This is a genomic window from Pseudarthrobacter sp. GA104 (assembly GCF_009741265.1).
Taxonomy (GTDB): Bacteria; Actinomycetota; Actinomycetes; order Actinomycetales; family Micrococcaceae; genus Arthrobacter.
Genome location: NZ_WOWL01000001.1, coordinates 3,547,521 through 3,560,184 on the forward strand (window position 1 = coordinate 3,547,521; position 12,664 = coordinate 3,560,184).

The 12,664-nt window shown below is 66.9% G+C and carries 10 protein-coding genes; 8 read left to right on the forward strand and 2 right to left on the reverse strand.

The genetic code is table 11. The features are described from left to right. The first annotated feature begins 78 nt into the window (after positions 1 to 78). The 3 genes from GK109_RS16245 to GK109_RS16255 all read left to right on the forward strand — a co-directional run bounded on the left by GK109_RS16245 (position 79) and on the right by GK109_RS16255 (position 3,260). Positions 79 to 1,722 (forward strand): LuxR C-terminal-related transcriptional regulator, encoded by a 1,644-nt coding sequence (locus GK109_RS16245; RefSeq protein WP_370460646.1) that lies wholly within the window; start codon positions 79 to 81, stop codon positions 1,720 to 1,722. A gap of 90 nt (positions 1,723 to 1,812) precedes the next feature. Continuing rightward, the gene (locus GK109_RS16250; protein WP_157241652.1) at positions 1,813 to 2,157 is read left to right on the forward strand and encodes a hypothetical protein; all 345 of its coding nucleotides are present in this window, start codon (positions 1,813 to 1,815) and stop codon (positions 2,155 to 2,157) included. Next, positions 2,154 to 3,260 carry an NAD(P)/FAD-dependent oxidoreductase gene (locus GK109_RS16255; protein ID WP_157241653.1) on the forward strand — a complete coding sequence of 369 codons (1,107 nt, stop codon included), beginning with the start codon at positions 2,154 to 2,156 and terminating at the stop codon, positions 3,258 to 3,260. The genes GK109_RS16250 and GK109_RS16255 overlap by 4 nt, the downstream gene beginning before the upstream one ends. On the opposite strand, the gene GK109_RS16260 is transcribed toward GK109_RS16255, so the two are convergent. Continuing rightward, positions 3,229 to 4,197, reverse strand: coding sequence for a DUF389 domain-containing protein (locus tag GK109_RS16260; protein ID WP_323056644.1), 969 nt, complete (start codon positions 4,195 to 4,197; stop codon positions 3,229 to 3,231). The two genes, GK109_RS16255 and GK109_RS16260, sit on opposite strands and share 32 nt — an antisense overlap. Before the next feature lie 123 nt (positions 4,198 to 4,320). Between GK109_RS16260 and GK109_RS16265 the strand changes: the two genes are divergently transcribed. The 5 genes from GK109_RS16265 to GK109_RS16285 all read left to right on the forward strand — a co-directional run bounded on the left by GK109_RS16265 (position 4,321) and on the right by GK109_RS16285 (position 11,980). Next, complete coding sequence (locus GK109_RS16265; RefSeq protein ID WP_157241655.1) at positions 4,321 to 6,399, forward strand: acyltransferase family protein; 2,079 nt, start codon at positions 4,321 to 4,323, stop codon at positions 6,397 to 6,399. A 230-nt stretch (positions 6,400 to 6,629) separates the two neighbouring features. After that, positions 6,630 to 8,141, forward strand: coding sequence for an IMP dehydrogenase (guaB, locus tag GK109_RS16270; protein WP_104998577.1), 1,512 nt, complete (start codon positions 6,630 to 6,632; stop codon positions 8,139 to 8,141). A 20-nt stretch (positions 8,142 to 8,161) separates the two neighbouring features. Further along, the gene (locus tag GK109_RS16275; protein WP_157241656.1) at positions 8,162 to 9,589 is read left to right on the forward strand and encodes a hypothetical protein; all 1,428 of its coding nucleotides are present in this window, start codon (positions 8,162 to 8,164) and stop codon (positions 9,587 to 9,589) included. Between the two features lie 91 nt (positions 9,590 to 9,680). Then, the gene (locus GK109_RS16280) at positions 9,681 to 10,088 is read left to right on the forward strand and encodes a hypothetical protein (protein ID WP_231754885.1); all 408 of its coding nucleotides are present in this window, start codon (positions 9,681 to 9,683) and stop codon (positions 10,086 to 10,088) included. A 38-nt stretch (positions 10,089 to 10,126) separates the two neighbouring features. Beyond that, a complete protein-coding gene (locus GK109_RS16285) occupies positions 10,127 to 11,980 on the forward strand; it encodes an ABC transporter ATP-binding protein (RefSeq protein WP_157241658.1) in 1,854 nt (617 codons plus the stop codon). Here GK109_RS16285 and GK109_RS16290 read toward each other — a convergent pair. Then, on the reverse strand, positions 11,958 to 12,641 hold the full coding sequence (locus tag GK109_RS16290; RefSeq protein ID WP_231754886.1) for a hypothetical protein: 684 nt from the start codon (positions 12,639 to 12,641) through the stop codon (positions 11,958 to 11,960). The two genes, GK109_RS16285 and GK109_RS16290, sit on opposite strands and share 23 nt — an antisense overlap. Between the last annotated feature and the right edge of the window lie 23 nt (positions 12,642 to 12,664).

Below are 12,664 nucleotides of genomic sequence, written 5' to 3' on the forward strand. Positions count from 1 at the left end.
CGTGACGCTTAGGTCCCGGGCGTCCGGCGCCCGGGGCGGCGAGGCCGGCGGGGCGGGCAGGTGCCCAAGGAGGTCCGAGTGTCAACTGAAACGGCCATTGACGAGGGCAGGTCAGCCTTCCGGGAGAATCGCTGGACCGATTCCCTCAGGAGCTACACGGACGCGAACCAGCGTGGCGGGCTTCCCGCCGCCGACCTTGAACGGCTGGCCACCGCCGAGATCCTGACCGGAAACACCACAACGGGCCTGGACACACTCACCCGGGCCCACGAAGAGTACCTGGAAATCGGCGATGTGGCAGGGGCCGCCCGGTGCGCAGGCTGGCTCGGGATCCAGTTCATGAACCTCGGCGAGGCGGCGCAGGCCGGGGGATGGTTCGCCCGCGGCCAGCGGCTCCTCGATGAGCTGACCGAGCCCAACGTCGTCGAGGGGTTCCTGCTGGTCCCCGCAGCCCTGGGCAAACTATATGGCGGGGAGCCCGCAGCCGCACTCCAGCTCTTCTCCCAGGCTGCCGAGGTCGGCCGGAGGTTCCAGGATAAGGACCTGTCTGCACTTGGCCTCCTTGGCACCGGCCAGGCCACCCTTATGCTGGGCCGGGCGGACGAGGCGATCAGCTTGTTCGATGAGGCCATGGTCGCTGTGACAACAGGTGAGCTGTCCCCGATCCCTTCCGGCATCATCTACTGCGCGGTCATCGGCAATTGCCATCTGGCCTTCGACCTGAAGAGGGCGCTGGAGTGGACAGCGGCCCTCGACCGCTGGTGTGCTGCCCGCCCGGATATGGTGCCGTTCAGCGGCCAGTGCCAGTCCCACCGGGCCGAACTCTTCCGGCTCCACGGCGCCTGGCATGAAGCACTGGAGGCAGCGGCGGTCGCACAGCAACGGGCCATCCACGGTGATCCCCAGGCGCTGTTCGGCGGCTACTACCAGCAGGGCGAGGTGCAGCGCCTCGCCGGCGACCTTGACGCAGCGGACGCTTCCTACCGCCAGGCGGCCCGGAGCGGCTACGAGCCCCAACCTGGCCTTGCCCTCCTTTGGCTGGCACGGGGTGACCCTCGGCAGGCGCAGTCGATGATCCGCCGGACCGCCGGCGAAGCTGATGAGGCCACCCGCCGGCACCTGCTGCCGGCACTGGTGGAGATCGAGTTGGCAGCAGCCGATGTGGAAGCAGCGGCCCGGGCTGCCGCAGAGCTGGAGTTCTTCGCCCGGGAGTACCCCAAACCAATGGTCCGGGCGGCAGCCAGCCAGGCTGATGGGGCGGTCCGGCTGGCGGAAGGTAATCCTGCCGCGGCGTGCGTGTCTTTGAGGCAGGCCTGGCACCTGTGGGCTGGACTTGGCGTGCCGTACGAGGCTGCCCAGTGCCGTGTGCTGATCGGAATTGCCTGCCGGGCGTTGGGCGATGAAGCCTCTGCGCTGATGGATTTTGAGTCCGCCCATGCTGAATTCCTCGAACTTGGCGCCGCTCCGGCCGCCGCGTGGGCGGCCTCCCTCATGCAGGCAGGCACGGACGACGCCGGCCGGCACCAAGGCCCCTTGACCGAGCGGGAGGTCGAGGTGCTGCGGCTCGTGGCGTCCGGGGAGGGTAACCGCGCCATCGCGGCGCACCTGTTCCTCAGCGAGAAAACCGTGGCCCGGCACATCAGCAACATCTTCCTGAAGCTCGGACTGTCTTCGCGGGCAGCGGCCACCAAGTACGCCTTCGAGCACGGGCTCACCGGCTAGGGGGTACACAAAATTACCCAGCAGGTCCTGCGGCCCAGTTGCATGTTTTGCCCGACGCGCCCGCCCGTTCGCGGCCCATAGCCTTCAAGCATGAACCTTTCAGTCCTTGCCGGCACCCTTTCCACGGTGCTCTTCGCCCTCGGTATGCTGCCGATGCTGGTCAAGGCGGCACGGACCAAGAACCTGTCCTCCTACAGCCTGGGAAACCTGCTGCTGACAAATGTGGCCAATGCGGTCCATTCCGTGTACGTGTTCAACCTCCCGGCCGGGCCCATCTGGGCCCTCCATCTCGCCTACGTCGCGGCTTCCGGCCTGATGCTGGTGTGGTGGCTGCGCTACGGCGGCGCAGGCCGCACTGAGGGAGGCGCCCACGCGTCAGGACAGGAAGGCTCAGAATCAGGCATTCCCATCAGCACAACAGGAGCACAGCCATGAACAGCAGCAACGTGACCGGCATGCTGGACACAATGATCATCGGCGGCGGCCAGGCGGGACTCGCCCTGGGCCACCACCTCAAGGAGCAGCACCGGACCTTCCTCATCCTGGATGCAAATCCGCGCACCGGCGACGCCTGGCGCCAGCGGTGGGATTCGCTCCGGCTGTTCACGCCCGCGAAGTTCGACGGACTTCCCGGAGAACCGTTCCCGGCCGATCCGCTGTCCTTCCCCACGAAGGACGAGGTGGCCGGATATCTGGAAAGCTATGCCGCGGGGAAGGGGCTGCCCATAGTCCACGGCACCCGGGTGGAACGCCTGTGGCGGGAAGCGGACCACTTCGTCGCAGCGTCCAACGGCCGCCGCTGGGAGGCGCGCAACGCCGTCGTGGCTACCGGGGTCAGCCAGGCACCCAAAGTGCCTGCTTTTGCGGCGGAGCTTGCCCCCTCCATACTCCAACTCCACTCCAGCGGCTACCGGAATCCGGGCCAGCTGCAGGACGGGCCGGTCCTGGTGGTGGGGCTCGGCAACTCGGGGGCGGAGATAGCCCTCGAAGTATGCCGGACCCACCCCACTACCGTGGCGGGCAAGCCCGGCGGCGAGCTTCCGGTGAAACACGGCCGGGCCGCTGCCCGCTACGCTCTGCCCCTTGTCCGCTTCCTTGGGCTGCATGTGCTCACGCTTGGCACGCCCATCGGGCGCAAAGCGGCGCCGGTCTTCAAAGCGCACGCCACGCCCCTGATCAGGACCAAGACCAAGGACCTGGCGGCGGCCGGCGTGCGGCTCGCACCGCGGGTGGCCGGCGTGGAGGACGGGAAGCCGGTCCTGGCGGACGGCACCCGGCAGGATGCCGCAAACGTGATCTGGTGCACGGGGTTCCGGGACGATTTCAGCTGGATCGATCCGGACCTGCTCGACGGCGGCGCGCTGCCGCGCCAGCACCGCGGTATCGCCCTGGACACCCCCGGGCTGTTCTTCCTGGGGCAGGAATTCCTGTACGCGGCGGCCTCCGCAACCCTTCCCGGAGTCGGCCGCGACGCGCGGTACCTTGCGGCCAGGATTCCTGCTCCGCTCAACCGCGAGTCCGCCGTAGCTCCCACTTGAGCCGCCGCGTTGTGGCCTCAGGCAGCCGTTTGGAGACAACACGGTAGATGAGGAGGATCGCCACAGCGGCTACAACTATGCCGACGAGGTTCAGCAACAGCTGGAAGGCGGATCCGGCCGCCTTCTGGAACTCGCCCAACACCAGCGCCACGGCAACGTATCCCGCCGCCGGGACGGTGGTGACCGAGATAAAGACGCCGATGAGCGCCGCTGACCGGCGACTGATGACGGACAACATTCCCGCGGCGCCGGCCAGGATGGCGACGATCAGTGAATAGGGTCCTGGATGGTAGATGAATTCGACGGCGGATCCGGTGTCCAGGGCATCGGCGGGAAAGAGCCCGAGCGGGATGGATAGCCAGGCGGTCAGCGCCGCCAGCAGCATCGCCACCGGAAAACCGACGCCAAGCGCGACGGCGGCCTTCCGCCCGAGCCCCCACTGGCCCCGCGCCAGTGCCACGGCCAGCGCAGCCAGGGGACCGAACTCCGGCCCTACGGCCATCGCCCCCACGATGGCGATTGTGGAATTGGTCACGATGCCGATCGCGGCAAGCTGGGTGGCCAGGACCAGGAAGGCCAGATAGCTCCACGATAATTTTGAGTCCTCGCCGGTCTGGTGCGAGACCTCGTCCCAAATCACCGCATCCGCGCCGAATCCAGGGGCAGCTGACTCGGCACTGTCTGCGCGCCGCGACAGTACGAGCTCCGGCATCGAAATGACGATCGATCCCATCTCTTGCGCCTTGAGGACATCAAGTTTCTCAAGCAGCCCCTCGACCGATTCCCGGGCAACCTGGAGTTCGATGACATCGCCCGGGGGCGCCACGGATGCGCCTGGAAAAAAGGCTGCCTCGGCCGTTCCGGGATGGTCCTGACAAGTATTCAGCGTCACTGCCGACAACTCTTCCGGCACACAGATCCGCAGCTGGACAATCACGTCGGCTCCCCTCCCTGGTTGTGGCAAGCATAGTTCGTGGGCTGGGGCGCTGCCGTTTATTGGCCTTGGCCGACGCCGATCCGTAGGCTTGATGTTTTGGCTGGCGGGTCTGGAGGGGTTTTCATGTCGAGTGCGGGGACCTTGGTTGAACCACGCCGTGGACGCCAGGCCCGGTCCGGCCAGCGGAAACCGACCTTCCGTCCCGAAGTCCAAGGGCTCCGGGCGCTCGCCGTCCTGATGGTCGTCGCCTACCATGTGTGGCTTGGCCGGGTATCGGGCGGAGTGGACATCTTCCTGTTGGTCTCCGCCTTCCTGCTGACACTCTCCTTTGTCCGGAAAGCCGAAGCTGGGCGCCCGTTTGGACTCCTGGCCCACTGGCTGCACCTGTTCAAGCGGCTGCTGCCGGCCGCCGTCGTGGTAATCCTCGGCGTCCTCGCCGGCACCTGGCTGATCCTCCCGCAGAGCCGTTGGCCGCAGGTCCTGGAACAGGCCTGGGCCTCGCTGCTTTACGGCCAGAACTGGCTGCTCGCGGACACGGCGGTGGACTACTACGCGCAGGACCACGCAGGCGCCAGCCCGCTTCAGCATTTCTGGTCGCTGTCCATCCAGGGCCAGGTGTTCATCCTGTGGCCACTGATCTTCACCGGCACCGCGGCGCTGCTGGCGTTGCTGCACCGCGTCCCGGCACTGGCCGAGGTCAACTACCGCGGGTTGTTGGGGCTGGCCTTCGGCGCGGTGTTCGCGGCATCGCTGGCATACTCCGTGGATCAGACAGCCACCAACCAGGCCTACGCCTATTTCGACACCAGGACCCGGCTCTGGGAGTTCGCGCTGGGCTCCCTCCTGGCGCTTGCCCTGCCCTGGCTGAGGCCGGCACGGGCCCTCCGCGTGGTGCTGGGCTGGGCAGGGCTGGCTGCCATGGTCTCCTGTGGCCTGCTCCTGACCGTGGACCGCTCGTTTCCCGGGTACGTTGCACTCTGGCCCACCCTGGCCGGCGCCGCGATCATCCTGGCCGGGCAGACCGGCAGCCGGTGGGGCGTGGACCGGCTCCTCGGCAGCAAGCCGCTGGTGGCACTGGGAGACAATTCGTATGCCCTGTACCTGTGGCACTGGCCCGTCCTAGTGCTCTCGCTCGCCGCCACCGGCGTGGAGGCGCCCAATCTCGTCCAGGGCCTGGGGATCGTCGGCGCCTCCATCGTGCTCGCCGTCCTCACCACGCGTTTTGTGGAAAAGCCGCTCCGCGACTGGCGCTGGCCCCAGCTGCGGGCCCGGCGCACCGCCGTCGTCATTGCCGCCTGCGGTGCCGTCCTGGCGGGGCCCGTCGCGGTGTGGCAGACCACGCTCACCGCCGAGGAAAGCGCGACGGCGGCGCAGCCCCGGGAGTTCACGCCCGGTGCCGCCGCACTGAACCTGGAAAACGCCCCGGTGCCGGCCCCGGATGCCAGAATCATTCCCGGGCCTGCCGCGCTGGACAACGACTGGGCCGGGATCCATGCTCCCTGCACGGGGGCCAACGCCACCAGCGACCCCATCCTTGAGGGCTGCCGGCAGGAGCTTCCGGAAGGGGAGGCGGCCAGGCGCATTGTGGTCCTGGGCGACTCCCACTCCCAGCAGTACCTCGGCGCGCTGGCGCCGGTCGCGGCCAGCCGGGGCTGGGAACTGGTGACGCTGCTGATGCCGGCCTGCCGCTTCGGGGCGGAATCGGCCGAAAGGAACGCCGAGTGCAACGCCCACAACAGGGCCAGCACTGCCTACGTCTTGGAGCATCGGCCCGACGCCGTGTTCACGGTGGCCTCGCTGACGCACGAGGAGGCGCCCTACGAGACTGAGGTCCCGGGATACCTTGAGGGCGTCCGCCCGTTCGCGAACGCGGGAATCGATGTGATCGGGATCAGGGACAACCCCCGTTTCACCTTCAACATGCCCGAGTGCGTGCAGCGGAACGGCGCGGACGCCGCGGAATGCAGTGTGCCCCTCGCGGAGTCCCTGGCGGACCCGTCGCCGCTGGACGGCTACCGGGGCAAACTGGAGCGGCTGCACCTGATGGATCTGAGCGACTTCATCTGTGCCCGGGGGATCTGCCCCGGCGTGGTGGGGAACGTCTATGTGTACAAGGACGACAACCACCTCACCCGGACATATGTGGAAAGCATGATCCCCATGTTTGAGGAGCGGTTGCTGGCAGCCACGGGCTGGAGCTGAGGGCCGGGGCTGCTCAGCGGCCGGCCGGGACGTGCAGTTGCTCACATTGCACGCGTGGAATAGGGGGATCGGCGCGGAGGTTCTAATATTTACTCAATACTTTCCGGCCCGCAGGGCGCCGCCCCCGCGGCTGCCCGGCAACATCTCCTGCACAGGCCAGTCCCGTAATGACGGGCTGGTCATCGGCTGCAACCCCTACCCGTCCAGCAACCAAGGTAAGAGGCGCACTCATGACCGAGCCCGAACACAACCCCTTCGGCTTCATAGGCCTGACCTACGATGACGTCCTGCTCCTGCCGGGCCACACCGAGGTCATCCCGTCCGAGGCCGACACGTCCTCCCGGATCTCCAAGCGGATCACTGTGCAGACGCCGTTGCTTTCCGCGGCCATGGACACCGTCACCGAATCCCGCATGGCCATCGCCATGGCGCGGCAGGGCGGCCTGGGCGTGGTGCACCGGAACCTTTCCATCGCGGACCAGGCGGACCAGGTGGACCGGGTCAAGCGCAGCGAATCCGGCATGATCACCAACCCGCTCACCATCCGGCCCGAGGCAACCCTGCGCGAGCTGGACAACCTCTGCGCCCAGTACCGGGTCTCAGGCCTTCCCGTGGTGGATGAGGACAACCGCCTGCTGGGCATTGTCACCAACCGCGACACCCGCTTTGTTCCCGAGTCCGACTTTCCGCTCCGGCTGGTCAGCGACGTCATGACCAAGATGCCGCTGGTCACCGGACACGTGGGAATCAGCCGCGAGGAAGCCTCGCACAAGCTGGCCACCAACAAGATCGAGAAGCTGCCCCTGGTTGACGACCAGGGCCGGCTCAAAGGCCTCATCACCACCAAGGACTTCACCAAGGCGGAGCAGTACCCGCTGGCCACCAAGGACGACGAAGGCCGGCTCCGCGTGGGCGCCGCCATCGGCTTCTTCGGGGACGGCTGGGAGCGCGCCATGGCACTCGTGGACGCCGGCGTCGACGCCCTGTTCGTCGATACCGCCAACGGCCACTCCCAGGGCGTGCTGGACATGATCCGCAGGCTCAAATCCGATCCCGTTGCCGCGCACGTGGACATCATCGGCGGCCAGGCCGCCACCCGCGAAGGCGCCCAGGCGCTGATCGACGCCGGTGCCGACGGCATCAAGGTGGGCGTGGGGCCGGGCTCCATCTGCACCACCCGCGTGGTGGCCGGTGTTGGCGTCCCGCAGATCACCGCCATCTACGAGTCCGCCAAGGCCGCCATCCCGGCCGGCGTTCCGCTGATTGCCGACGGCGGCCTGCAGTATTCGGGCGACATCGGCAAGGCGCTGGTTGCCGGAGCCGACACCGTCATGCTCGGCTCCCTGCTCGCGGGCTGCGACGAGTCCCCGGGTGAACTGATCTTCGTCAACGGCAAGCAGTTCAAGTCCTACCGCGGCATGGGCTCGCTGGGCGCCATGCAGTCGCGCGGCAAGAACACGTCCTACTCCAAGGACCGCTACTTCCAGGCGGACGTCTCCGGTGATGACAAGCTCATCCCCGAAGGCATCGAAGGCCGGGTTGCCTACCGCGGTCCGTTGTCCTCCGTGGCCTACCAGCTGGTGGGCGGCCTCCGCCAGACCATGTTCTACACCGGTGCGCCCACCGTTGCCGAACTGAAGGCCCGCGGCAAGTTCGTCCGGATCACCCCGGCCGGACTGAAGGAATCGCACCCGCACGATATCCAGATGACCGTCGAGGCGCCGAACTACGGCTCCCGCTAAACACCAGGAAGGGATGGGCAGTGCTGCCCATCCCTTCTTTTTGCGCCGTCAAGTACATTCGATGGATCAACATCCGGCAATTGGGGGACGGTTTGAACGGCGGATTCTACGGAGCTGACGTCGCGCAGTTGCAGCAGCTCGCAACAACCATGAGCAGCGCGGGCCGGATGCTGGAGATGCAACGGCTGGCTCTGAACGGCCGGGTGGCTGGCACGCCCTGGCCCGGTCCGGACGCTGAGATATTCCGCCAGGACTGGAAAACCGTCCACAGCCGCTCGCTTGGGGCAGCCGCCATACTCCTGCAGCAGGCAGCTAAGGACCTGATGCGGCAGGCGGATGAACAGCAGCGGGCAAGTGCTGCAGGCGGTGCTTCAGCGATGCTGTCCCTGCCTGGCGTCGAGCGGTCCCCGGAGCCCCGGCCCGAGGACCTTCACGGCAGATCCCCGGCGGAGATAAGGACCTGGTGGTTCGGGCTGGCCGGCCACCAGCAGCAGGCGTTCATCCGCAACCACCCCCACGCGGCGGGAAACACCAACGGGATCCCTTTCGACGCGCGGATCGAGGCCAACCGGCTCAACGCCCGGTTACGGATCGACTGGCTGCAAAACAACGATCCTGAGCCCAGGCTGAATCCCTGGATCCTCGACTCGGGCTATCCCGCACGTTTCGCTGCCGAACATGAGGCGTGGCGCAAGCGTCAAGATGGCATCGGATACCTTCAAAATGTCGTGGAAGACAAGATCCACCTGGCAGCCTACGATCCCGGCCAAAGTTCGATCGTGGAGCTGCTGGGTGAATACAACGCTGCCACGACGACGGTGATCACCTACGTTCCCGGAACCACCACCAACGAGGCGTCTTTTTACGACGGCGGCCCACAGGCTGTGCCCAACCGCCTGGTCCAGGCCGATACCTCCGGGAGCACGGCGGCATTTGTCTACAAGGGATCCGAGTTCCCCGACGGCGACCTCGTGGAGGCTTTCCTGGTGGAGGCCAAAAGCGATGAATTCGTGGCTGCATCGGCACCGGTCCTCGCTGCCTTCCAGGAGGCGGTGGACCTGGAGCTGCCACGCGACGCCCAGACGGTGGGCATGGGCCACAGCTGGGGCCTGCGGAACGTGACGGGCTCCGAAATGGAGGGGGCGTCCTACAGCAAGGTCATCGCGCTCTCGGGTGCCGCCATGCCGCCGGGCTGGACGCCCAGCCCTGGGACCGACTACACCAGCTACACCTACCCCGATATCCTGCTCACGGCAGAGGCCAACGGGCTGGTGGGCGAGAACTACCCCATGCGGGAGCCCGCCTTTGACAAGCACGTCTACGCTCCGCCGGGCGGTCTCAGGCCCTCGGAGATGTACAGCATCGACAACCATTCGCTGATTGCCGAGACTGTTCCCGAAAACGAGGAAGCCCTTGATGACATCGAAGAGGAAATCAGTGGCCGGTAAGTCCAGGCGCGCTTCTGCCTGGCGACTTGCAGGAGCAACAGCACTGCTAGCAATGGTGGCCTCGTGCGGACAGGCCGGAAATGGAAAGAACATGGACATCAGCCTGGAATCAGCCAAGGACAAGGTCATGTCCACCGAGCAGGAGATCGTAGGCCTCCTGCCCCAGGACAAGGTGCTGTCCAGGTTCGCCCACGACACCTCGCCGCTGATGCCCTGTTCCGGGGAACAACGAAAGTGGACCGGCGACGCCGAGGCCGAGCTTGCGGCGGGAGTTGACCGGGATGCATTCCTGGACGATGTCGTGGCATCGATGTCCACCAAGGACGGCTGGACAGTGGATGACGGCAAAACCGCCGGCGGAAAGCGCAGGGTCGACCTGTTGCACAGTGACGGTACCCACTTGCTGGTGTCCTTCCGGGATGCACCCGAGACACTCAGGGTGTCCGGCTACAGCGCCTGCTTCCCCTTCCCCGAGTACGAGTACGGCGAGGAGTACTGACGCCCGCCCGACCCGGGGCGCGGCACTAGGCTGGGACCATGCCCCCAACGCAACATCCGGCGGAGCTTACCCCCAAGCGTGAGCCCTCGCGGCGGCTGGCCCTTCGCCCATACGCACGCGCGGTGGCCCAGGTACTGCGCGTCAGCTTCCATGCCTCGCCTGGCGCTGTGATCATGAAGGTGCTCGGCTCGCTGATCTCGGCCGTGCTTCCCTTGGTGACCACCTACTTCGCCGCGCTCACCACCACGGCGCTGGCGGCGGCCTACGCCGGTGACTCCGGCGCAGGGCAGCTGGCCATCGTCTACGTCATCATCACCGCTGCCCTCGGGCTGTTCTGGGGCGCCTTCAGCAGCGTGGACCGCTACATCCAGCAACTGATGAGCTTCAGGGTGGGCGCCATCGTGGGCGACCAGATGTACGAGCGGTTCCTGGCGCTGGAGTTCTGGCGATACGACGACAAAGAAACCGTTGACCTGTACGACCGTGCCAAGCGTTTCTCCGATTCCTACGCCCGGGTGCTGGATCGGATCGCAGCCATCTTCACCCAGCTCGTATCGGTGATCCTGGCCATCGGGGCGCTGCTCCTGGTCAGCTGGTGGATCGCGGTGATTGTCCTGGTGGCCATCGTGCCCAGCGTCTACCTTCAGTTCAAGCTGTCCCGTGAGCAGATTGCCCACTGGAACACCCAGGTGGACTCGCGCCGGCAGCGCAGGATGATCGAAACGAACCTCCTCCGGCCGCAGCACATCGCGGAGATGCGCCTCTACGGCATCGTGGGATTCCTGATGGGCCTCCGTTCCCGCCTCCGGGACGCGGACGAGCGCCGCCGCCTTGATTTCCAGCGCCGGTATATCCCGAAGCAGCTCGCCGCTGATGCCCTGCAGTACGGCGCGGAAGTGGTGTCCCTGATCTGGGTGGTGGGGCAGATCATCGCCCGGGCCCAGCCCGTGGGCCAGTTCCTCTACGTACAGCAGATTGTCAGCAGGGCACTGTCCACCGCGAACAGCCTCGTATCCTCCCTCAGTTCCATCGATGAGGACCTGGCCAACCTCAAGGACTACGAGCTGTTCATGGCGTTGCCGGTGCACTCGGAACACGCGCCGCCCCTGCTGGAATCCCCGAAAACCGTTGAGCTGAAAGACATCCGCTTCACCTACACGGGCAGCGACATCGAGGTGATCCGCGGCATCAGCATGACCATCCGCGAGGGCCAGCACATCGCCGTCGTGGGGGAGAACGGCGCCGGAAAGTCCACCCTGATACGTATACTCGCCGGACTCTACCGCCCCGACTCCGGGCAGGTGATGCTCGACGGCGTTGACCTCGCCGCCGTCGACGTCACCTCCTGGCACCGGCACCTGGCGGTGCTGAGCCAGGAGTTCCTCAAATACGAGTTCGCCACGGCTGCGGAAAACATCTACTTCGGCGACGTCGACTCGCCGCGGGACGATGCGCGCATCCGCAAGGCTGCTGGAGACGCGGAGGCGCTGGAGTTCATCAACAAACTGCCCAACGGCCTGGAAAACCACGTCAGCAACTGGATGGAGGACCCGCGCGGCCGGAAGGGCAGCGGCCTCTCGGGCGGCCAGTGGCAGCGGCTCGCGATGGCCCGCAACTTCTACCGGAACGCTTCATTCATGGTGATGGACGAGCCGACGTCAGCCATAGACGCCCTCGCCGAGCACCGGATCTTCACCCGCCTCTTCGCCGACCGCGGCAGCACGATCATCGCCATCAGCCACCGCCTGGCCACCATCGAGAAGGCGGACATCGTGTACATGCTGGAGGACGGCAGGATCGTGGAGCAGGGCACGCACAAGGAACTGGTGGCGCTGCGCGGGCGGTACTTCCGGATGTTCGAGTCCCAGCTCAGCGTCCCCACCAGCCCCTGACCCCGCTTCGCCTGCCAGGGAACCGGCGGGCGCCGGCCGCAGGCGGCCGGCGGGGCGCGGCCTCAACCACGGTGGTGCGCACGCGGGCGAGGCTTGGCTGCGGCGGAACGCTGCTGAAACCGAAGGTCACCGGCGGGTGGACAGGTGCCAGTGCGCCGGCGTCAGCGCCGTCCCAGCTGACGACGGCGGCACTGATGGTGTGCAGGTCGCTCACCCCGTAGTACTCCCGCCGGCCGCTGCCCGCGGTGCCGGACGTCCGGGAGCCGCCGCTGACAATGCCGGCCACGGGACTGACGGCGCGCAGCCAGCCGGGGTGGACTGCCAGCCGCCGGGGGACGGCCCGCAGCGCGCTGCCAAGGAGGGTCCGGCTGCCCAGGCTGGCGCTGATCCCCAAGGGACCGGCGTCGACCGTCAGGATCCCCTGCTCCAGCCGCGCGGACACGCCGACCACTGCAACGTCATCGAAGGTGTAGGTGGCGGAAATGAAGTCCGCCGCCGCCCCGGTGGGGGCCAGCAGTTGCCGGTGCCCGGAGGGGTGCTGGACCATCACGTCCGCAAACCGTCCGAACGGGGACTCCTGCCAGATGCCCACCACCGCCCGCAGTCCGGAGCCCGTGCCAATGCCGGCAATATGGCCGTCGAATACCCACTGTGAACCCATCAGGCCACTGTAGCCACGGACAG

What these genes read in the sequence shown, in the direction of transcription:
- GK109_RS16250 (WP_157241652.1), top strand. Translation starts at nt 1,813, where the DNA reads ATGAACCTTTCAGTCCTTGCCGGCACCCTTTCCACGGTGCTCTTCGCC.
- GK109_RS16255 (WP_157241653.1), top strand. Translation starts at nt 2,154, where the DNA reads ATGAACAGCAGCAACGTGACCGGCATGCTGGACACAATGATCATCGGC.
- GK109_RS16265 (WP_157241655.1), top strand. Translation starts at nt 4,321, where the DNA reads ATGTCGAGTGCGGGGACCTTGGTTGAACCACGCCGTGGACGCCAGGCC.
- guaB (WP_104998577.1), top strand. Translation starts at nt 6,630, where the DNA reads ATGACCGAGCCCGAACACAACCCCTTCGGCTTCATAGGCCTGACCTAC.
- GK109_RS16280 (WP_231754885.1), top strand. Translation starts at nt 9,681, where the DNA reads ATGGACATCAGCCTGGAATCAGCCAAGGACAAGGTCATGTCCACCGAG.
- GK109_RS16285 (WP_157241658.1), top strand. Translation starts at nt 10,127, where the DNA reads ATGCCCCCAACGCAACATCCGGCGGAGCTTACCCCCAAGCGTGAGCCC.
- GK109_RS16290 (WP_231754886.1), bottom strand. Translation starts at nt 12,641, where the DNA reads ATGGGTTCACAGTGGGTATTCGACGGCCATATTGCCGGCATTGGCACG.